This window comes from Kordiimonas lipolytica (assembly GCF_001550065.1).
Map to the genome: position 1 here is coordinate 124,858 of NZ_LRUB01000032.1, position 21,807 is coordinate 146,664.

17 protein-coding genes are annotated in these 21,807 nt (G+C 57.1%); 8 read left to right on the top strand and 9 right to left on the bottom strand.

Annotation, left to right across the window (positions count from 1 at the left end; translation table 11 throughout):
- Positions 1-43 precede the first annotated feature (43 nt).
- Positions 44-757 carry a TonB family protein gene (locus KORM41_RS16365; protein ID WP_068150647.1) on the bottom strand — a complete coding sequence of 238 codons (714 nt, stop codon included), beginning with the start codon at positions 755-757 and terminating at the stop codon, positions 44-46.
- A gap of 233 nt (positions 758-990) precedes the next feature.
- Between KORM41_RS16365 and KORM41_RS16370 the strand changes: the two genes are divergently transcribed.
- From KORM41_RS16370 to KORM41_RS16380, 3 genes are read left to right on the top strand one after another with little or no spacing between them, the layout of a single operon-like run.
- Positions 991-2,223, top strand: a complete 1,233-nt coding sequence (locus KORM41_RS16370; protein ID WP_068150649.1) for a TIGR03862 family flavoprotein — start codon at positions 991-993, stop codon at positions 2,221-2,223.
- Positions 2,224-2,278: 55 nt separating this feature from the next.
- Positions 2,279-3,178, top strand: a complete 900-nt coding sequence (locus KORM41_RS16375) for an alpha/beta hydrolase family protein (RefSeq protein ID WP_082720011.1) — start codon at positions 2,279-2,281, stop codon at positions 3,176-3,178.
- 8 nt (positions 3,179-3,186) lie between these two features.
- Complete coding sequence (locus tag KORM41_RS16380) at positions 3,187-3,687, top strand: SixA phosphatase family protein (protein ID WP_068150656.1); 501 nt, start codon at positions 3,187-3,189, stop codon at positions 3,685-3,687.
- A 5-nt stretch (positions 3,688-3,692) separates the two neighbouring features.
- Here KORM41_RS16380 and KORM41_RS16385 read toward each other — a convergent pair whose 3' ends face one another.
- From KORM41_RS16385 to kefF, 5 genes are all read right to left on the bottom strand, one after another.
- Entirely contained in the window at positions 3,693-4,907 is a 1,215-nt protein-coding gene (locus KORM41_RS16385; RefSeq protein WP_068150659.1) for a M24 family metallopeptidase, read from the bottom strand.
- A 135-nt stretch (positions 4,908-5,042) separates the two neighbouring features.
- Positions 5,043-6,620: a SulP family inorganic anion transporter gene (locus KORM41_RS16390; protein ID WP_068150662.1), complete on the bottom strand. Its 1,578-nt coding sequence runs from the start codon at positions 6,618-6,620 to the stop codon at positions 5,043-5,045.
- Positions 6,621-6,773: 153 nt separating this feature from the next.
- The gene (locus KORM41_RS16395) at positions 6,774-7,067 is read right to left on the bottom strand and encodes a hypothetical protein (RefSeq protein WP_068150664.1); all 294 of its coding nucleotides are present in this window, start codon (positions 7,065-7,067) and stop codon (positions 6,774-6,776) included.
- Positions 7,068-7,148: 81 nt separating this feature from the next.
- Positions 7,149-8,945: a glutathione-regulated potassium-efflux system protein KefC gene (kefC, locus tag KORM41_RS16400; RefSeq protein WP_068150667.1), complete on the bottom strand. Its 1,797-nt coding sequence runs from the start codon at positions 8,943-8,945 to the stop codon at positions 7,149-7,151.
- Positions 8,942-9,484, bottom strand: coding sequence for a glutathione-regulated potassium-efflux system oxidoreductase KefF (kefF, locus tag KORM41_RS16405; protein ID WP_068150670.1), 543 nt, complete (start codon positions 9,482-9,484; stop codon positions 8,942-8,944). Before kefF ends, kefC begins: the two co-directional genes overlap by 4 nt.
- 297 nt (positions 9,485-9,781) lie before the next feature.
- Here kefF and KORM41_RS16410 point away from each other — a divergent pair, with 297 nt between their 5' ends.
- Positions 9,782-10,060 carry an energy transducer TonB gene (locus KORM41_RS16410; RefSeq protein WP_231727309.1) on the top strand — a complete coding sequence of 93 codons (279 nt, stop codon included), beginning with the start codon at positions 9,782-9,784 and terminating at the stop codon, positions 10,058-10,060.
- 43 nt (positions 10,061-10,103) lie between these two features.
- Here the strand turns inward: KORM41_RS16410 and KORM41_RS16415 are convergent, their stop codons facing one another.
- The 3 genes from KORM41_RS16415 to KORM41_RS16425 all read right to left on the bottom strand — a co-directional run bounded on the left by KORM41_RS16415 (position 10,104) and on the right by KORM41_RS16425 (position 15,064).
- Positions 10,104-13,283: a TonB-dependent receptor gene (locus KORM41_RS16415; RefSeq protein ID WP_231727310.1), complete on the bottom strand. Its 3,180-nt coding sequence runs from the start codon at positions 13,281-13,283 to the stop codon at positions 10,104-10,106.
- A gap of 67 nt (positions 13,284-13,350) precedes the next feature.
- Positions 13,351-14,346 (bottom strand): FecR family protein, encoded by a 996-nt coding sequence (locus KORM41_RS16420; protein WP_068150682.1) that lies wholly within the window; start codon positions 14,344-14,346, stop codon positions 13,351-13,353.
- 34 nt (positions 14,347-14,380) lie between these two features.
- Complete coding sequence (locus KORM41_RS16425; RefSeq protein ID WP_068150685.1) at positions 14,381-15,064, bottom strand: RNA polymerase sigma factor; 684 nt, start codon at positions 15,062-15,064, stop codon at positions 14,381-14,383.
- A gap of 556 nt (positions 15,065-15,620) precedes the next feature.
- Between KORM41_RS16425 and mobA the strand changes: the two genes are divergently transcribed.
- The 4 genes from mobA (at position 15,621) to KORM41_RS16445 (ending at position 21,776) form a co-directional block, all read left to right on the top strand.
- Positions 15,621-16,139: a molybdenum cofactor guanylyltransferase gene (gene mobA / locus KORM41_RS16430; protein ID WP_197421223.1), complete on the top strand. Its 519-nt coding sequence runs from the start codon at positions 15,621-15,623 to the stop codon at positions 16,137-16,139.
- 232 nt (positions 16,140-16,371) lie between these two features.
- Positions 16,372-16,578, top strand: a complete 207-nt coding sequence (locus KORM41_RS16435; protein WP_068150689.1) for a cold-shock protein — start codon at positions 16,372-16,374, stop codon at positions 16,576-16,578.
- A gap of 206 nt (positions 16,579-16,784) precedes the next feature.
- Positions 16,785-20,030 carry a S41 family peptidase gene (locus tag KORM41_RS16440; protein WP_068150691.1) on the top strand — a complete coding sequence of 1,082 codons (3,246 nt, stop codon included), beginning with the start codon at positions 16,785-16,787 and terminating at the stop codon, positions 20,028-20,030.
- Between the two features lie 48 nt (positions 20,031-20,078).
- Positions 20,079-21,776 (top strand): dipeptidyl-peptidase 3 family protein, encoded by a 1,698-nt coding sequence (locus KORM41_RS16445; RefSeq protein WP_068150695.1) that lies wholly within the window; start codon positions 20,079-20,081, stop codon positions 21,774-21,776.
- Positions 21,777-21,807 lie beyond the last annotated feature (31 nt).

The window sequence follows — 21,807 nt, forward strand, 5'->3', positions numbered from 1 at the left end:
AGGCGGCCAACTAGCCGCCTCTTCACGTCTCTCGTTACCTGCCTTAGCGGCGGGCGTAATTGGTGCGCTCGGCTGCGATCTCATACTTGAGCGGCAGCACAAGCGTGAAGCTTTCCTTGCCTTCAGGCAGCTGCGGAAGGCGCAGGTCACCCGCCATCAGAAGCGCCTCTTCGTCCAGTTCTTCGTTGCCGGAAGACTTCAGCAGGCGGGCATCAGTCACCAGGCCGTTCGCCGCAATGTCGACGCGCAGCTTCACGCTGCCTTCAACACCCCGGTTGATCAGATACTGGGGATATGATTGCTTCAACGCCACTTGGCGCTTCGCCTTCATCTGCCATTCGGCCATCGCATCCGACGGCTGTTCAACTGTCACCCGGTCCGCCGACATGGCGACATCAGTCAGGCGGAAGTTCAGCGGAATCACGAAAGACTGTTCGTCGCGGGCACCCGGTACGGCAGGCAGTGGGTCAACGCGGGCGATCAGGTCAAGCGCTTCAGCGTCGAGATATTCGTTGCCGGAGCGCTCAACAATTTCGAACCCATTGACAGCGCCTGACGCCGACACGCGCACGCGAACCTTGACCGTCCCTTCGGCATTGGCCTGGCGGGCACGGCGTGGGTAGCGCTGCTTGGCTGCAAATTCCTGGCGGACATCGTCAGCCCAGCCTTCAAGGGTATCGGCAGCAAAAACCGGCACGGTGATTGACGCCATCATCAGTGCCGCAAGGGTAGCGGATTTCAAAAAAGAACGAGGCATTGTCTGCTCCTAAAAAACACCTGTGGAAGACTCCTGGGGGAGGTAAAATTCTGGCGCTTTGTGCGCGCTGTCTAAATGCCCTGCGGTCCATTTCAACATGATCGCACTTATGTGAAAAAATGGTGACCCGCGCATACAAGCCATGCGTCAAATGACCACCTCAAACCAGCTTGCCTGGGGCGGACATAAGCTCTAGTGTCCGGGCGAGATTGGACCACCTGGGGAAATGCGCCGTGACACCATCAGAGGAACAAGTGGACGTTGCCATCATTGGCGCCGGGCCTGCTGGCCTGATGGCAGCGGAAGACCTGATCGCGGCCGGCATCACTCCTGTTATCTATGACGCCATGCCCACGCCCGCGCGGAAGTTCCTGATGGCGGGCAAGTCCGGCCTCAACCTGTCGCACTCTGAACCCATTCAGGCATTCCTGAAGCGATACGGCGCGGGGGAAGACCGGCTAGGGGATGCCATCCGCGGCTTCAACAGCTGGGCCATCCGCGACTGGGCCAAGGGCCTGGACACCGAAACCTTCGTCGGCAGCTCGGGCCGCATTTTCCCCACCGCCTTCAAGGCATCGCCGCTCTTACGCGCATGGCTGACGCGCCTCAAGGACGGTCACGCCGTTCTCAAGACCCTCCACCGCTGGATCGGATGGGCGGAAGATGGTCGCCTGCGTATGCAAACGCCAGAAGGGGAAGTGTTGGTCAGGGCCAATACGGTGATCTTGGCGCTTGGCGGGGTGAGCTGGCCACGGCTTGGGTCAGACGGGTCGTGGGTCCCGTACCTCAAGGACCGCGGCGTGCATGTCACACCGTTCCGGCCTGCCAACTGCGGCTTCAATGTAAACTGGAGCGATCATTTCCGCGACAGATTCGAGGGCGAGCCAGTGAAGAACACCATCCTCTCGTTTGAATGCCAAACCACAAAAGGCGACTTTGTTGTCTCCAGGCACGGGGTGGAAGGTAGCGCCGTCTATGCCCTATCCACCGCCATCCGCGACACGATCGAGGAAGTTGGACCGGTGGCTTTGACGGTTGACCTGACCCCAGACCGAACCGTAGAGCAACTGAAAAGCGCCCTCTTGAAACCTCGCGGCAAGAAATCGATGGCCACCCATATCAAGAAGGCAACCGGGCTAACTGGCGTGAAGGCGGGCCTCTTGCGCGAATGCCTCTCCGCGGACGAGTTTGCTGACCCTGAAAAGCTGGCGGCCAGTATCAAAGCACTGCCGCTTGTGCTTCAGAGCACCCGACCCATTGAGGAAGCCATCAGCGTGGCTGGCGGCGTGGCGTTCGAGGAACTGGACGACCATCTGATGCTGAGGGCGCTGCCCGGTGTCTTCTGCGCCGGTGAAATGGTGGACTGGGAAGCCCCCACGGGTGGCTACCTGTTGACTGCCTGTTTCGCACAAGGGAAGCAGGCAGCAGCCGGTGTGATGAACTGGCTGAACACCCACAGCACCTAACTGTTGATTGACACACCCCCGCGCTTGCCCCTTAACTTGCCTTCAGACATCGGACATGACCGAACCAAAGGGGGCAATCCTCATGCGCATTATCCTTGGCCTGCTTGCGGCACTTTCAGTACCTGCCGTGGCAGACACCGACCCGCTTTTGAGCGACCCGGCAACCATAGACCGTGAAAACCCGCCCGGCATGGTGGAGCTGCAGATCCCATCGGCGGGCGCCATGATGAACGGCCATATGTATCTGGCGGGTGGTGCGGGGCCGCACCCAACGGTGGTGATGCTGCACGGCTTCCCCGGCAATGAAAAGAATTTGGACACCGCCCAGATGCTGCGCCGGGCCGGGTTCAATGTGCTGTATTTCCATTATCGCGGGGCCTGGGGCTCTGGCGGTGATTACCATCTCGCGAACGTGGTGGCGGATGCGAAGGCCGCTGTTGCCTATGTGCGGGCACAGGGCGAAGCGGGCAAGGACAGGGTTGACCCCACGCGCGTCAGCCTGTTTGGCCACAGCCTGGGCGGCTTCAATGCAATCCTGAACGGTGCGGCTGACACGGGTCTTGCCTGCACCGTCGCAGCGGCCCCGGCGGACATGGTGAATTTTGTGGAAAATGCAGATCCCAACATTGTGGTCAGTGCCGGCGCAAACACGCCCGTGCCCGGCCTGAAGAATTATAGCTTCGCCGACCTGATAAAGGAAACGGATGCCGACAGAGAGGCCTTTGACCTGCAGTCCAAAATGGCTGCTTTCAAGGGCCGCGCCCTGATGATCGTGACGGCCGAAGGGGATGTGGTCGTGCCGCCTGAAGGCCAGCAAGCCCTGGCGGACGCCGCGAAAGCTGGGGGCGCCAAACCGTTCCGTCATGTGGTGATGGACGGCGACCACGGCTTTGCCTGGACCCGTATCGCTTTCAACACCACTGTTACAAACTGGATGTCAGAACACTGTAGATAGGACCTGATATGCTCCGAATTTTTGCCCTTTTAATTGTTGCCCTGATTGCCGTGACGCCTGCGGCACTGGCCGACGCCACAATCTATCTGGTCCGCCATGCGGAAAAGGCGTCGGACGGCACCCGTGATCCTAATCTCACTGATGAAGGCCAGGCCCGCGCTGCATGGATCGCCGAATTTCTGGCGGACAAAGGCGTGACGAAAATCTATTCCACCGACTATAAACGCACCCGACAGACGGCAGCCCCCGCAGCGGAACATGCTGGCGTGGAGATCAGCCTATATGATCCGCGCGCGCTTGAGGCTTTCGCCGAACAGCTAAAAAAAGAAACGGGTGTCATTCTGGTAACCGGCCACAGCAACACAACGCCTGAACTGGTTGGCCATCTTGTCGGTGAACCATTGGGCGAGCTGACCGAAGATCAGTATGACCGGATTTATATCGTGACCATCAGCGCGGGCGGCACTGCATCCTACCGCCTTACCTACAGCGAACCACGCACACCATAGGGTGCCTAGGCTTCCAGCCCGAACGGGTCATCGATGCTGTGGCTTGGCGTGGTGAACCATTTCGGGCCATCCGTGTCCATATAGAAATGGTCCTCAAGGCGGACACCGAATTCACCGTCGATCACCATCATCGGCTCGTTTGAGAATGTCATGCCCACATCAAGCGGCGTGCGGTCGCTTTTCACCAGATAGGGCCATTCGTGGATATCCAGCCCGATGCCGTGGCCTGTGCGGTGCGGCACACCCGGCGTCTTGTAACCCGGGCCATAGCCTTTGCTTTCCACGTAGGCCCGCGCAGCAGTGTCCACGTCACCACAGGGCGTGCCAAGCTGGGCTGCCTCGAAGGCTGCTGCCTGTGCGGCCTTTTCAATATTCCAAACCTCGCGCTGCTTGGCGTTCGGCTCACCAAATACATAGGTGCGGGTGATATCAGAGATATAATCATGCAGCTGGCAGCCGGTGTCGATCAGCACCGTGTCGCCAAGCTGAAGCGTCTGCTCATAGCTCACACCGTGAGGGAAGCTGGTGGCTTTGCCAAACAGCACGATCACGAAATAGCTGCCTTTGGGCGCCCCCACACGCTTGTGCGCTTCGTGGATGAACTCTTTCACTTCAGCTGTGGTGATGCCTTCATGCAGGATGCGGGCGGCGGCCTTGTGGACCTCAATGGTCATTTCCATCGCACGTTTGATGAGCGCAATCTCGGCCTTTGACTTCCGCGTTCGGCACCCGGCCGTTACCGGCTTGGCGTCTACATAGTCATAACCCGGATGCGCCAGGCGAATGCCGTTGGTCATGGCAAAGCTGGTGCTTTCGTCAATGCCCATCTGGCCGCCCCGAATGCCAAGCGATGCCAGCACTTCACCAAATAGCTCATAGGGGCTTTCATGTTCTTCCCAGCCGTGTATCTCGCCTTCAATACCCATGAAATCCTTCACGGTATCAATCTCGAACGCCGGGCAGATATAATGCAGCGCGTCCTTTGTCACGATCGCACCCACCAGCCGTTCGCTCGCGTACCAGCGCGTACCGGTGAAATAATAGAGGTTCGTGCCCGCGTTCAAAAACACAGCCTCAAGGCCTTCAGACATCATCAGCGTGCGTGCTTTCTGGAGCCGGGCTTCAAACTCGCCCCTGCCTATGGGGGAGATGCCCGCCGTCATGTCTGAAAGTTTCGCCAGTTCTTCCTGAGCCGTTGAGCCACCTACGCCGATTGTCATTGCTGTCCCTCGCATTACACGCGTTTCATTTGCGCGCAGCCTACCAGCTTTTGCCCGCAAAGAAAGAAAATTGTATACAATTTTTTGAGGGATATTGAGGCAAAAAAACAGGGCCGCGCGGGCCCTGGATTTTCTTTACCAGTTTGCTGTTTTGGTCAACTGCTCGCCATAGTCCACCGCGACACCATAGATGGGATCTTCCTCGTGGCTGGCCTTGACCATGGTGCCTGCTTTCTTCAGAAGCGCCTTGCAGTCAGACGACAGGTGCACAAGCCGAAGCGTGCGATCCGCGCGCTTGTAGCGTTCGGCAAGAGCATCAATAGCCTGCAGGCCCGAATGATCCAGCACCCGTGTTTCGGCGAAATCAACGATGACACGGTCAGGGTCTGTCTTGGGGTCAAACAGCTCATTGAAACTTTCAACCGAACCGAAGAACAGCGGGCCTGAAAGGCGGTAGACCTTGCGGCCCTTGGCATCCTGTTCCACGCGCGCCACAATCCGGGTTGAGCTTTTCCAGGCAAACACCAGCGCCGCAACAATCACACCCACCACAACGGCCATGGCGAGGTCGCTGACAACCGTAACGGCAGACACAAGAACCAGTACGAAAGCATCGGATTTCGGGATCTTGTGCATGATCCTGAGACTGGACCAGGCGAAGGTTGCGATCACCACCATGAACATCACGCCCACGAGTGCTGCGAGCGGTATCTGCTCAATCAGGCCGCTGGCGAACAGGATGAACGCCAGAAGAAACAGCGCAGCGGAACTGGAAGACAGGCGCGTGCGCCCGCCCGATTCCACATTGATCATGCTCTGGCCGATCATGGCGCAACCGCCCATGCCGCCAAAGAAGCCGGTGACGATGTTAGCCGCACCCTGCGCCGCACATTCCTGGCTGGCGCCGCCCTTGGTTTCGGTAATTTCTGCCACAAGGTTCAGCGTCAGCAGTGATTCGATCAGGCCGATGGCCGCAAGGATCAGCGCATACGGGAATATGATCCCCAGCGTTTCAAGATCGAACGGTACATTAGGGATGTGGAAATCTGGCAGACCGCCTGCGATGGAGGCCATGTCGCCTACTGTGCGGACATCAAGGTCCAGCCCAATCACCAGGCCAGACACGGCCAGAATACCCACAAGGGGCGCCGGCAGGAATCTGATGAACCTGCCCGACAGCACAATCAGCGCCATCGTCAAGCCCGTCAGGCCCAGCATCAGGTAAAGCTGGCTGCCTTCCATCCACACTTTGGTGTCTTCCGGGCCAGGCACCTTGAACTGGCCAAGCTGCGCCAGGAAGATCACGATCGCCAGACCATTCACAAACCCAAGCATCACCGGATACGGCACCATGCGAATAAACTTGCCAAGTCTGGCAATACCCGCAAACACCTGAAGAATGCCCATCAGGATCACGGTGGCGAACAGATATTCCACGCCGTGGGTAACCACCAACGACACCATCACAACCGCGAGTGCCCCGGTAGCGCCGGAGATCATCCCCGGACGACCGCCAAAAAGCGCTGTCACGAGGCCGACGATAAAGGCAGCATAAAGGCCGACAAGCGGGTGAACGTGGGCAACAAAGGCGAAAGCCACCGCTTCCGGCACCAGCGCAAGCGCCACCGTCAGGCCCGAAAGCACCTCGGTCTTGATGCGCTCTGGGGTGAAGATATCGGCCAGGCTGGCCTTCTTTGTTACCGTCGACTGCACGGGATTTCCTTACACGTTGGATGCATCTGTTGCGGAGCATTGGGCGTCAAAAAACACAGCCCCGCGCAAAATTGAGCGTGCCTTCTGGGCTATTTCGCCCGGAAAAGCAAGCTTTGTGGGGCCAGAGCATGGCCTTAAAAGATGAAATTTCTGTTAGGCGTTCGGTGTGTCCGTGCCGGTCTCGAGCGGAATCTCGATCTCCGTCTCACCAGCTTCCAGCATATAGACCACCGCCAGCATCGCCAATTTGCCCATCTCGGCGGTCACCTGGCCCACGTCGCCGGCATGCATATAGCCCGACAGCATAGACGCCGCCTGGCCATGGGTCATCTCCACTTCCTTTAGAAGGTTCACGATAACCGGATAGTCCTCATCCTTCACATCGAAGGTGCCGTTCAGGAACGGTTGTTCATCCTTCAGCACTGTGACAGTCAATTTTCTGGGCATATCTCTCTCGCATCAGTTTGGGCGTATCGGGTTGGCGTTACTGACGCGGCTTTAACGCGGCTGGAGCTCCCTGGTCAAGGCTTACTGCCAATCTTTGTCACGCCCGCGGATTTCCTGTTCGTCCGCCTGCATCAGGCGCTCAAGCTCCTGCCGGGCCTTGATGGCATAGTCGATAGCTTTTTTCTGGTCGCCCCGGAACTGCATCGCATCCTTCAGCATCTTCTCGTCATACCGGCGGAACTTCCGCGCCACCCGGTGCGCCTGATGGGCACCGAACCCCAGCTCCTTGAGCGCCAACTCGCCTATTTCAAGCGCGGAGCCGAATGTTTCGCGCCGGGCCAGCGTGACCCCGATTTCCACCAAGTCAGCCACATCGCCCCGCCCTTGCGCCCGCGCCAGAATGGTCAGGTCAGGATAGTGGCGCCGCACCCGTTTTGCGGTCTCCAGCAGTACTTCCTGGTCATCGATTGCAAGGACCAAAATCCGCGCCTTCGCGATGCCCGCCGCCTCCAGAAGGTCAAGCCGCCCCGCGTCGCCATAAAAAACCTTGAAGCCGAATTTCCTCAGCATCTCGATATGATTGGGGTTGTGATCCAGAACCGTGATGGGAATACCAAGCGACATCAGAAGCCGCCCTACGATCTGCCCGAACCGGCCATATCCGGCGATAATCACCGGGTTGCCTTCATCGCGCACATCGCTTTCCAGTTCCTGCTCCCGGCACACATGCGGGCAGATGAAGCGGTCGTATATCAACAACAGGACAGGCGTGGTGAGCATGGAGAAGGTGGCGACAAGCACAAGAAGTGCGGCAAGTTCAGTATCCATCAGCCCAGCCTGCGCGGTCAGTGAAATCAGGACAAAGGCAAACTCGCCGCCTTGCGACAGCACAAAGGCAAACAGCCAACCGTCCGCGAGCGTCAGTTTAGCTGGGCGTGCGAGCGCCAGAAGAACCAGTGTCTTCACCGCCAGAAAGCCGCCCAAAATCATCAGCACACGAAGCGGTTCCGCAATCAGGAGGGAAAAATCCACCGTCATCCCAACAGCGATGAAGAACAGCCCCAACAGCAAGCCCTTGAAAGGTTCAAGGTTAAGCTCAAGTTCGTGGCGATACTCGGATTCCGCCAGAAGCACCCCCGCGAGGAAAGTGCCAAGCGCCATGGAGATGCCCACTGCCTGCATCAGAAGCCCGGTGCCAATCACCAGGAACAACGAAAAGGCTGTGAAAACCTCCCTGAGACGGGTTTCTGCAATGTACCGAAAGACGGGCCTAAGGAGATACCGCCCACCCACGATAATCAGCAGAAAAACGGCAAATGGCTTCAGCACTGCCATAAGGTTCGCTTCCTGGGTCAAGGCATGGGTCGCGAACAAGGGCACAACCGCAAGCACAGGGATCACCGCCAAGTCCTGGAACAGGAGGACCGAAAATGTCAGGCGACCGACCGGGTTTTTCGCCAGCCCCCTTTCTTCAAGAGACTGCAACGCCATGGGCGTGGACGACATGGCAAGCGCGAGCGCAGCCACAAGCGCCACCCCGGGTTCAAGCCCCAGAAGACTTGCACAAAGTCCCAGCATGAGCGTGCTCAGGAAAACCTGGGCGCCCCCCATTCCAAACACCGGTTTCCTGAGTTGCCAGAGCGTCGCCGGCTTGAGCTCAAGCCCGATCAGAAACATCAGGAGCACCACACCGAACTCTGAGAATTTGAAAATAGTTCCCACATCGGAAATCAGTTTCAGCCCCCAAGGGCCGATCACCATACCGGCCACCAGATAGCCAAGCACTGCGCCAAGCCCTAGTCGCTTGAAAATGGGCACCGCAATCACTGCGGCTGCCAGGTAGATCATCGCGCTTTCGAGAAATCCTTCACCCATCATGCAGCATTCTCCGTCACAAGCTCCTGGAGCCGCGCAGCATAACGCTCCGCTTCCGCGCTGACATCCGCCTCAGACATGGTACCAACACCGTGGCAGACGTGAGGTTCCACAAGCCGCATGCCACAAAAACGCGCAGTCTGTTCAAATGGCTTCAGATAGACTGACAATGGTGCCCCGTGTGGCCGGGCTTCGGCGTAAGAGGCCGCGTCACCGCCAGTTGTAACCGTCAGCATAAAACGCTTGTCCTTGAGGGCCGTCCCATCAGCGCCAAAGGCAAAGCCTTTGGTCAGCACGCTGTCCTGCCATTCCTTCAGGATGGCCGGAGCACTGAACCAGTAGATGGGGAACTGAAACACCACCGCGTCAGCCTGCGCCAACGCCGCCTGCTCGTGCGCCACATCGATATAATGGTCAGGATACATTTCATACAGGTCATGAACCTCTATGCCCTGAAGCCTCTGTGCCGCCAGAATCAGTTGCCTGTTCAAGCGTGAACGCTGGGTGTTGGGATGCGCAAAAAGCACCAGTGCGCCGCTCATAAACTTCCCCGTTTCGTCAGTAGGGCCATTCGTTCAGCATAGGCAAAGCAAAGGATTTTCACCACCTATTCTGTGCAGAATTCCTTTCGGCTAAAACGCACCCTATGGTTTAATGATTATTAACCGGTGCTGTGCATAGTGAAAACGCTTTATTGGGGTGCCATTATGGTTCCTGTTTTCGCCGGAGATACCGGCGTATCATCGTGAAGGTAACTGGCCATGACGATCCGACTTACCAGCATAATTCTTGTAGCCTCTTTCCTTGGTTTTTCGTCTCCAGCAATTCTGGCCGACGCCATGACCGACTGGCAACGGGCCGTGGTGGAAAAAGTGCGTGCCAAGCAGGGGTATCCCCGGCTGGCCGTGGCAAGGCAGATTGAAGGCCGTGCCAAGGTGCGCCTGACTGTGGCTGCAGACGGCACTATCAGCAATTATGAGATCCTCGAAGCCACCGGCGAAGACGTGCTGGACCGGGCTATCCCACCCCTTATTGGCAAGCTGAGTCCTCTGCCTCCGCTGCCTGGTGGCCAGTCAGAGATGACTTTCGTGCTGCCGCTGAACTGGTCGCTCGACTAAGTCCTGCCTGAAGGCATGAGGCGCGACCCCCATAGCGTCGCGCCTAGAAATCAAATACAGCCCCAAGATAGAAGCGCCGACCTACCGTATCGTAAAATTCGGGGAATGTGTCCTGAACCGACCCACCGACGATACGGGGGGCATCCTCGTCGAACAGGTTACGAATGCCGCCATAGAAAGTGATATTCTTGTTCACCCTTACACGTGCCGCCACATCATTATAGAGAGCCGCCGGGATCCTTGCTTCAGGCAAATCCCCAAGCGCCTTATTGGTAATGGCTCGCCCCCGAAAACGCACATCCCAGTCCACAGTTACTTTGCCCATATCGAAGCTGACACCAGCCTGAAGACGGTGTTTTGGATATTTCGGCAAGCTGCGTAAATCTTCTATGGGGCCGTCTATGGAATTCTGCTGCTTGGCGTCCAGGTTTCGAGAATAGAGACCAGTGATCGACACGCCGTCAAGAAAGCCTGCGCTATCGCTCAGGTCCAGCATATACTGGAATTCGACATCATAGCCTTTCAGCCAGAACCGGCCTGCATTGAAGATGGTTCCCGTAACCGCCAGCAGGCTCCCCGTTGACTGATCGCGCTGGATATAAGGACTTCCGGTAACCGGATTATCGCCGCAAAACAGGTGGGTAAGCCCCTCGCTCTGGTAGCACACATCCAGAAGCTGGTCGGCGTCAAGGTTGACAATATAGTCCGAAACCTTGATGCGGTAAGTGTCTACCGAAAGTCTGAAACGACCAAGGAAACTATCAAAAACCCCGTCACTATCGATCGCAATGCCCCAAGTCAGGTTGGTGGATCGTTCCTCGGTCAGGTTAGGATTACCAAAGCTCTGGATATCAACGAAAGACTGAACTTGCGTGTAGCCGTCAGGAACACCAAGTAAACCTTTGCTTCGACAATTTTTGGCCAAAGTAGTGGCTTCAAATTCTTCAATTAAGCCGCATGGATCCTGAAAGGAATCGAAGCCACTGGGGCCACCCGCAAACAGTTCGGCGATGTTCGGTGCCCGCCGACCGCTCTGGTATGACAATCTGACAGACACACCACCACCGGTCGCCCAATAACCGCCTGCATGCCAGTTGATGATCCCGCTGGTGGTGGAGAAGTCTGAAAGACGCATCCCGAATGTCGCCGTCAGCTCTTCAGCAAATCTTTTGTCCTTCAAGAGCGGAGCCGTAACGTCGAAAAATCCTTCAATGGCATCAAAGCTACCGCTCGAGCCCGGAAACGCCAGCGAGCCGCTTACAGGGCGGGCCTCTAGCGCGGGGTCGGGTTCATCATCTAGCGCTTCGTGGCGATACTCGAGGCCCACGGTCAGCTTTGTGTCTTCATCCGTGAAACCATCGAGCGGACCTGAAATCGCAAAACTGAAAACATTCTGGCGAGTGCTGATTTTCCGGTGGGCATTCGGCGCCTTAAGGAAATCAATCTGTGCGTCGTTCCAGTGCCCAACCCCGAATGGGTTGATCAGGCTGCAGCCAACTGTCCGGCTACATAGGTCAGTATTGAGCGCAGCCTCATAATTACGGATATCAAGAAGCCCATCGCGCTCCTCATCCACTTCGTTTCGGCCGAACTGATAATAGACATCATAGGACCAGCCCGGCGCCATCATGCCCTGGAAGCCGATAAGCGACCTGAGCGTCCGGCGCGAAATATGGGTCCGGCGGGGCCCAAGCTCGACAATCCGCCGCGACAGGATCAGGCCTGCTGCATCCGACAGGCCCTGTGCCGCCAGCAGTGCCCGCACGGGGTCCGGTATATATGGGTTATCTAGCGGGACGGCAATCGGCGTGCCGTCATCGCCATTCAGGCCAGCGCCGACCTGCAACGGTATGGGCGCCAATTGCGAGACCACATTCGTGTCCGCCAGGCTGTTTTCAAACACCAGCTTATGCCCTGGCGCGATGTCATAATTCAGGTTCAATGTAGCGAATACACGGTCAATCGGCGTGATCAGCGTATGGTCTTCGGCGAAGTTATATATCTGATGCTGGCTGCCATCGGCCTCTTCGATGGCCGTCCCTGCCTCATTCAAATAATAGACCGCGTCCAGCGACTCGATACCGCCGTTTTGCAGGCTCACTCCTTGAATCAGCCCAGCGGGCGTGGTGCTGCTGCCACCAAAACCTCGGGTGAACACAGCCCCTTCCGCACCGGACCGTCGTCCATTCAGGGCGAAGCCACTTGGATTGGATGTCACGTCACGATCAGTCATGAAAAGACCGGACTGATCATCAATGGTCAGACTTGCAATGACGCTGCCGCGGCCTTCGGAAAACTCGTTACCGAATGTCAGGGTTGCCAGGATTTCCTCGCGGTCGCCGCGCTCGGTGATGCCGCCCTGAACCGCTCCGCTCCAGCCGTCAAGATGATCCTGCAGTGTGAAATTCACTACGCCAGAGACAGCTTCGCCACCATAAGAGGTTGCAGCACCCCCATTGATGATTTCGATCCGCTCAACAAGCGAGGCCGGGATGCTGTTAAGGTCAACGCCATACAGTGTCAAAGACCCCCCAAAAGTGGGTACAAACCGGCGGCCGTTTACCAGAACCAGGGTCCGCTCCGGCCCGATCCCCCTCAGATCAGCAAGGTTGAGCCCGGCCGGGGTGCCGAAAATTGTGGTATTGGCTGACGTGATATCCGACAGCATGCTGGGAAGCTCAAACAGGAAATCCGACACATTCACCTTGCCGCCGAATTGCATCTCCTCGCCGCCCATCGCCTGGGTTGGCTTGAATTTATAGTATGGCGGGTTACTGGTACGGGTGCCCACAATCAGCAGTTCATCAACGACTGCGGTAGCACTTAGGGACAGGTTGGTCGCTTCACCACCGGGCGAAAGGCCGCCGCTGCTGCCCACCGGTCGGCTGATTGCCAGCCTAACTGGCACAATCGCAAGCGTGTTGCCACCCACGTCAACCACCTGAAGACCACTGTTTGCCAGCAGAAGGTCCAAAGCCACTTTGGCCGAATACTGACCGGTGATGGCCGGGGCATCCTTGTTGGCGACAAGGCGGCTATCGAATACCAGGCCCAGTCCGGTCCGGTCCGTGAATTCAAGAAGGGCATCCGATAGCGGCTTGCCAGTCTGGTTGAATTCAACCGTGGTGTGAACACTGGCAACATCGCTCGTGGCGGCAATTTCAGATGCAGCAGCGCTGCCCCCGCATGCGAGAACCACCGCCAAATAAGATACCGATGTCAATACACTGCACTTCATCCCGAGCCCTTTAATGCCTCCCCGCTGGCACGAGTATCGCTTCTAGGACGATCTAATTCTCTTGTCTCGCATAAAGAAGAATTACACCATCCAATCGCTTGACTGCCACGATGGAGAAGGCCGATTCAAGGGCATCCACTACCACATCCTGATCAGTCAGGTTAAAGGTACCGGATACAGGCAAGTTCGCAAGATGCGCGTCTGCGATTTCTAGCGGCGCGTCGAAATAACGGTTCAGATCTTTGACCACGTCCCTGAGCGGCGTCTCATGGTACAGGGCTTTGCCGTTCCGCCACGCCATGACAGAACCCTGGTCGAAGCCCTCCACGACAGCTTCCTGACTGGACGTGTGATGCTCTGCCTGCTCGCCAGCATGAAGGCGCGCAATCTCACGAACATCATCTTCATCATCGGAACGCTGTGCCACGGACACAAGGCCAGAGAGCACCGACACGACATTCGACGACGCCCCTAAACGCACATTAAACTTGGTACCAAGCACTCGTACCTGGGTCTCGCCCGCGTTAACGATAAACGGTCGGCTCTCATCGCGTTTTACGCTGAAAAAGGCTTCTCCTTTTTCGATCGACACATGCCTTTCATCGTCTTCCAGGAGGGCTGTCACCCGCGTATCGGTATTAAGCTGAAGCACGCTGCCATCAGCAAGCGCGATAGTGGAACGCTGGCCCTTTGCAGTCTGGTAAGTCACAGGTTCGGGCGCCGACACCCACATGCTGACGGTCATCACTGCCGCCACGACAAATCCCGCCGCCAGTGAGGAAATCCCGGCCACCCAGCGCTGACGCTTGCGCTCTGCCGCGGCTTCATGAAGCTCGCGTTCAAATTCTTCCTGAAGCGCCTCTTCGCCAACCGCGTCAAGGTCATCGGCCATAGCTTGCAGGTCCTCATAGGCCCGTGCATGGCGCGGGTCTTCGTCCCGCCACGCAGCCAAATCTACATCCGCATGCGTACGGTTGTCGCCAGACATCAGCCCCACAGCCCAGCGGGCCGCCTGCTCTTCTATGTCCTGCTTCTTGGTCATCGTCATCACTTCAAGGCCTTTCGCCTATAGTCATCCCTCATCACGCCTTGCCACCCCGGCCCCGCCGCGTCTTGCGGGGCATGGGAAGAATGGCTGCGCCCGGTTTCCGTAGAAGCCGGGTTCGAAGGCGCTTGAGGGCGTCCATCATATATTTTTCAACCGTGCTCTCAGACACGCCCATCTCGCCCGCAATCGCGGCATAGGTCTTGTCTTCAAACCGGTTTTTGACGAACGCAGTCCGCGCCTTGTCAGGCAGCGCACGGATCGCATCCATCATCTCTCCCACTTCCTGTCTGTGCCCAAGAGCCTCTTCGGGTGTCGGATCGTCGGTCGGCAGGTCGGCGACAGTTTTTGAAACACTGTCATCATCCACCTGCACCTGGCGCCTGAGCACGCGACCACGGCGTTTCAGCTCATTAATGGCCAGGTTTGCCGCCGTCTTGAACAGGAGAGCCTGGGGGTTCTCAATTACTTCGACACTCGCGAAGCGGTAGACCCTCATATAAACATCCTGCGCGACATCAGATGCGTCGTCCGTATTGCCCAGCTTTTTAGTAATCCAGCCCACTAAAAGACCATGATTGGCCTTTATGCAGGCTTCGAGTGCGCGGATATTCTTGCGGCGGGCAGCCTCCTCCAGAAGCGGCTTGTCGCCACTCTCCTGCGCCTCGACCGGCGCATCCGTGTCTTTGACCAATTTGATATGTGGCGCTTTTCGCAGCACAAATAATCCCTTGCTTGCCTGACGCAGCCTTCGCTGGCCCTCCACCAGAAAAACGCTGCCTCTCGCCTCCGCCGACTGATCCGAAAAACCTCAAGCTCTCTGCGGCTTACAAACGGAAAACCGGACCCAGTTCCTTGGTCATAGATCGAACGTACTAGGCCAGCAACAAAAAAAGTTGGAGGGATGCCGCCAAACGGGCTGTCTTAGAGTACGAAACACAGATGGTGTTTCCTCTCATGTTTAAACTTTCCAAGCGGAGCGGGATACTTTCCCACTCCGCTATTTCTCTTGATTAAAATAAGTAAATACTGCCATAAATATTTATATTTACTTTAGATTATTTGAAATTTTATTTCAAAAATCCTCGGCGCGCACCTACCGTTACATAAAGACCACACATCACGGATAAAGACCGGATTTATCCACAAAGCCAGCCCCATGCGGGGCCAAATGACCATTTTTCTAAACCTTTGATATAGATTGCAAGTGTGGTTCCCCGTTTTCTGCAAGTGATTCGCCGTTCCAAAAGGCCCTGAACCACATTATGATCCCGGTTATGACCGAACCGCTGACCACATTCATTCTTGCCGGTGGCCGCTCAAGCCGGATGGGCCGGGACAAGGCAACCATCAAGGTCGGGGCGCGAACCATGCTTGAGCATGCCTGCAGCCTTGCCGCCGATGTGGGGAGCGACCGCATTCTGGTTTTGGGCCGCCCGGATCATGCACTGGGCGTGGCAGACGACCGACCCTATGAGGGACCCGCCAAGGCGCTTGCGACCCAACTGGCACACCTCTCCATCCCAGCGCGAATCCTTGTCTTGCCGGTGGACATGCCCTTTCTGAAACCCTTACATATCAACGTGTTACTTACCCAAAAGCATGGTTGCCATTTTGAAAGGCAGTATCTGCCTTTTGCTGCCCGGGTAAAAGAAAGCATCGCCTTTGATGGCGACCGTGTCCGTGACCTTCTGGCCGCCCTTGGCGTCACCAGCATTCAGGGCGATCCGGGCTGGGGTTCGGCGCTCCAAAACATCAACACTCCTGACGCTCTGGGCGGGCTGGACGGGCAATAGAATGCTGCGTCTTTTCGGGCACAGGGGCTCGAAAATGTCATATAAATTTCATTCCGTTACCGCTTGAATCTGCTGGACAGCCGCCCGCGTTAGTATAAGGTGCGTTTTGCATGGATTTGGAATCACTTGACCCAAGTCTGAATGCGGACTGCGACTGATCTGCTTGGTACCGAACTGTTTCCAAAAACGCCGTTGCCACGACTGACTTCGCTACTATTTGGAGACCACTAAGATGGCTAACGGTACTGTAAAATGGTTTAATACCACTAAAGGCTTCGGCTTCATTAAGCCTGAAGATGGCGGCAACGATGTATTCGTACACATTTCCGCTCTTGAGCGCGCGGGTCTTTCCGGCCTGGAAGACAACCAACCTGTTTCTTACGAGCTGGTTGAAGACCGCCGCGGTCGTATGTCTGCTGGTGAGCTGAAGCTTCGCTAACAGAATTCATACCGCAAGGTAGGAAAGGGACGGATTTTTCCGTCCCTTTTTTTATGCTCCCACGACAAGTCTCAGGGCAACCGGGCGCGGCGATTGGTCCCACTATGCGACCAGTTGCAATCCGCCTTCAGGCGTGGCAGGAAGATTGCCTATAAAAATAACTGCTTCGGGGGAAGCAGTCCGTCACACGGATATCGGGGATCACAATGAAAAAGACATCCATCACTCTCACGCTCGCCACACTTCTGTCCGGCACGGCGCTGGCCGCAGACATAAGCCCGAATTGGCTGCAGCACGCTGCCATCTCGCCAAACGGCAAAGATATCGCCTTCAGCTACAAGGGCGATATCTACAAAGTGCCCGCCAAGGGCGGTACGGCAATACCGCTGACTGTCAATGCCGCCTGGGAAGGCCACCCCGTCTGGTCGAAGGACGGCAAGCGGCTTGCCTTCGCCTCCACGCGGAATGGCAATATGGATGTCTATGTTATGCCCGCAAAGGGTGGGGACGCCACGCGGCTGACCTTCCATTCCGCTGACGATATCCCCAGCGACTTCTCCAAAGACGGCACAAGCGTGCTGTTCCAATCCGCGCGCCTTGACGCCGCCGCCAGCAGCCAGTTCCCTGCGGCGGCCTATCCCGAACTCTATCAGGTCAACTTGACGGGTGGCACCCCGGCGCAGCTCATGACCACGCCCGGCGTGAACGCCCGCTGGAACACACGTGGCGACAAGCTGATCTATCAGGAAGAAAAGGGCCGGGAAAGTGACCTCAGGAAACACGACCGCTCAGCCTTCGCACGCGACGTATGGATGTATGATGCCAGCACAGGTGCTCACACGCAGCTGACAACTGACCCAGCTGGCGACCAGGAACCCGTATGGGGGAAGAAAGACGACACCTTCTATTTCCTCAGCGACCGCAGCGGCACATTCAACGTGTGGTCCGCCAAGGTTGGGGGTGACGCCAGGCAGCTGACAAAGCATGACCTTCACGCTGTGCGCTCGCTTTCCGCCGCCAAAGACGACACGCTCGCCTACCTGTTTTTTGGTGACCTTTATACCGTCAAGCCCGGGAAAAAACCTAAGGCAGTGAAGGTGACATTCGCAAACGACGGTCACGGCACGGATGAGGAACGCCTGTCGGTCGCGGGCCGCATCGGTGAATTTGCTGTATCACCAAACGGCAAGGAAATCGCCTTCGTCTCGCGCGGGGATGTTTTTGTCACGTCCACAGACTTCGCCACCACCACCCGCATCACCGATACACCGGGCATGGAACGCAGCGTCAGCTTCACCAAGGATGGTGACAGGCTTCTGTATGCCGCTGAACGCGAAGGCAAGTGGCGCGTGATGGAAGCTGCACGCAAGTATGACGGCGAAAAATATTTCTTTGCAGCCACAGGCTTTGAAGAAACAGAGGCATTCGCAACAGACGAAGACGCCTTCCAGCCGTTGGCCTCCCCTGATGGCAAGAAAATCGCTTTCATCGGCACACGCGACAACATTCGCGTTTATGACCGCGACAGCAAAGAGATCACCACGGTGTTGGACGCCACGCACAACTATTCATATGTGGACGGCGACATCACCTTTGACTGGTCACCCGACAGCAAATGGATCACGGCGGACTTTGCCTCAAACGGGCGCCTATTTTTCACCAATGTCGCCATCGTGCCCGCAGACGGCAGCGAAGGCCCACATGACATCAGCCTGTCGGGCTACACAGATATTTCGCCCACATGGCATGAAAGCGGCGGAATTGTTTACTGGGCCAGCGCCCGCTTTGGCCAACGCGACCACGGCAGCCACGGCACCCAGTTCGACATGTACGCAAGCTTCCTCAACAAGGATGCGTGGGACAAGTTCAAGGCAAACAAGGAAGAGCTTGAGCTGAAAAAGGAAGCCGAGGCCGAAGCTAAAAAGGCCGAGGAAGCAGCCAAGAATGAAGGCGACAGCAAAGACGGCGACAAGAAAGATGCTGATACGGTAGAGCCGATCACCATCGAATGGGACAAAATCGAGGACCGCCAGGCGCGTCTGACCATCCATTCGTCCAACCTTGGCGGGGCCGTACTGTCGAAAGAAGCAGACAAGCTCTTTTACCTGTCGTCGTTCGAGGGCGGCTATGACCTCTGGGTACATGACTTCCTTGAGGATGAAACCAAGAAGCTCCTTCCGCTGGGGGCAGACCGCGCATCGATGACCCTCTCCAAGGACGGCAAGACCCTGTTCCTGCTGGCAGACGGCGCGCTGAAGAAAGTTGACGCCAAAAGCGGCAAGCCCGAAGGCATCAAAGTGTCGGCCGACCAGACCATCAGCGCATCGGCTGAGCGCCGGTATCTCTTTGAGCACATCTGGCGTCAGGTGAATGATAAATTCTACCGGCCCGGCTTCCACGGTCAGGACTGGAACGCCATGCGCCGCGACTATGCCAAGAAAGTGGACAGCATCAGCAATAACCGCGACTTCGCGCGCCTGATGGAAGAAATGCTGGGTGAACTCAACGGCTCGCACACTGGCGCGTATTATCGGGGCGGCAATGGCGGCGACAGCACGGCGGCACTTGGACTCTTGTTCGAAGCAGGCAGCTTCCGCGTGGCTGAAGTGCTGGAAGACAGCCCCGTTCTTGAGGCCGACACTGCGGTCACGGCCGGTATGACGCTCGCGGCCATTGACGGCCAAGCCCTGGATGCGGACACCAACATGTACGCGCTTCTCGCCGGCAAAGCAGGTGAGCGCACACGCCTGACGTTCCAGCCAGCTGAAGGGGACGCCTTCGATATCGTCGCGAAGCCCACGAGCCTGCGCGCCGAGGGCGGCATGATGTATGACCGCTGGGTGGAGGGCCGCCGCAAGCTGGTGGAGGAACTCTCGGGCGGGCGCCTTGGGTATGTGCATGTGCCAATGATGGCGGACCATGTGTACCGCAGCGTCTACCGCGATATGTTCGGCCGCTTTATGAATGCCGAAGCACTGATTGTGGACACCCGCAACAACCGGGGCGGTGACCTGACGAACGACCTGATCAAGCTTCTGAGCGGCAAACAATATATGACCAACATGCCGCGCGGGCGCGAAGCCCAGGGCGAGCCACTGACGCAGTGGACCAAACCGTCCATCGTTCTGATGAACGAGGGCAACTATTCCGACGGCCATTGTTTCCCGGCGGGCTATAGCGCACTTGAAATGGGCAAGACAGTCGGCATGCCCGTACCCGGCACATGCTCTTACGTTTGGTGGGAACGCCTGATGACCGGTGACCTTGTGTTCGGCATCCCGCAAATGGGCATCCTGGATATGGAAGGCGACTGGATGGAAAACAAACAGCTTGAGCCCGATGTGAAAGTGAAAAACCTGCCAGGCGACGTGGCCGCAGGCAAAGACGCGCAGCTTGAAGAAGCCGTGCGCGTGATGCTGCAGGATCTCGATGCCGCCCTGAAATCTGAATAAGACCAGCGGCATCCGAATAAGACAAAAAGAAACCAAGGGGACTTAGTAATGTCTAAAACCGTAATTGGCCTGACCGCAGCGGCAATCGCTCTCGCTGGTGGCTACTATTATATGTCCAGCCAGGGCTTACCGGAGCCTATCGCGCAACAGGAGCATCAGACAGCTGAGCACGCCTACGACCTGCAGACCCAGCGTGACAAGATCGCCAAGGTGAAGATGGATGTGGACACCAGCTTCCTGACGGATGAAGAGCGTGCAGTGATCAACAAGCTCAATGAAGCCGCAGAGCTGATGAGCGAGATTTACCTGCGCCAGCGCAGTGAAGACAACCCGGCGATCCGCGCGGAAATCGCGGCCTCAGATGCGCCAAACAGGGAGCTTCTGCTGGACATGTTCGACCTGCATTTCGGCCCATGGGATACGGTGGCGGAATCTCACCCCTTCTATGGCGACACAGAGATGCCTGCCGGCGCGGCCTTCTATCCGGCGGACATGACCAAGGCAGAATTCGAAGCCTGGTTGGAAGCCCACCCTAAAGACAAGGAAGCCTTCACCAGCCTCTATACAGTGATCCGCCGTGAGGGCGACAAACTGGTGGCCATCCCTTACCGAGAACATTACCGCGAATGGCTGGAGCCAGCCGCGAAACTGATGCGCGAAGCCGCAGACATCACCACGAACCCAAGCCTTAAAAAATTCCTGACATTGCGCGCGGAAAGCTTCCTGACAGACGATTATTTCGAAAGCGAAATGGCTTGGATGGACCTCAAGGACACGCCAATTGAAGTGGCGATCGGCCCCTATGAGGTCTATACAGACGGCATGTTCGGCTACAAGGCCGCCTATGAGGCCTTCATCACCATCAAGAACCCGGAAGAAAGCGCCGCCCTCGCGCGCTATAAAGACTATCTGCGGGACATGGAAGCTAACCTGCCGGTGGATGAAAGCTACAAGAACTTCAAACGCGGATTTGAAAGCCCGATCGCAGCCACGTACCAGATCCATGGCGGCGGCGACAATGTGCCGGGGGTGCAGACCATCGCTTTCAACCTGCCGAATGATGAGCGCGTGCGCGAAGCCAAAGGTGCCAAAAAAGTTCTGTTGAACAATGTTCTGGAAGCCAAGTTCAAACTGATCCTCGCCCCGATGGCGGAGCATATCCTGGCGCCATCGGACGCTGAAAAGCTGATGGCCAAATATATGGCCAACGAGACGCTGTTCCACGAGCTTAGCCACAGCCTGGGGCCTGGCACCATCACTGTTGACGGCGTGGAAACCACGGTGAACGCGCAGCTGAAGGAGCTTTATAGCGCCATTGAAGAAGGCAAAGCCGACGCGATGGGCGTCTATAATATCCTGTTCATGATGGAAAAGGGTGAGCTGCCGAAGGCCGAGCGTAACAACCTGCTGGCCACCTATTTCGTTGGCCTCTTTCGCGCCATGCGCTTCGGCATAGACGAAGCCCACGGCCAGGGGGCTGCCTTCCAATATAGCCTGCTGAAGGAAGACGGCGCCTTCACCACCGACCCTGAGACCGGCCGCTTCAGCCTGGACTATGACAAAATGGAAGCCGCAGTGACAGACATCGTGCGCCGCGTTGTGATGCTGCAGGGTGACGGCAACTATGACGCCGCCAAAGCCTTCCTTGACACATACGGCAAACTGGATGATGCGGCCAAGGCAGCCATTGCCCGCACCGCCGATATCCCAGTGGACATCCAGCCAGAATATCCAAGCAAAATCTAAGGACTTGGAACGACAGATATAAAAAAGGCGG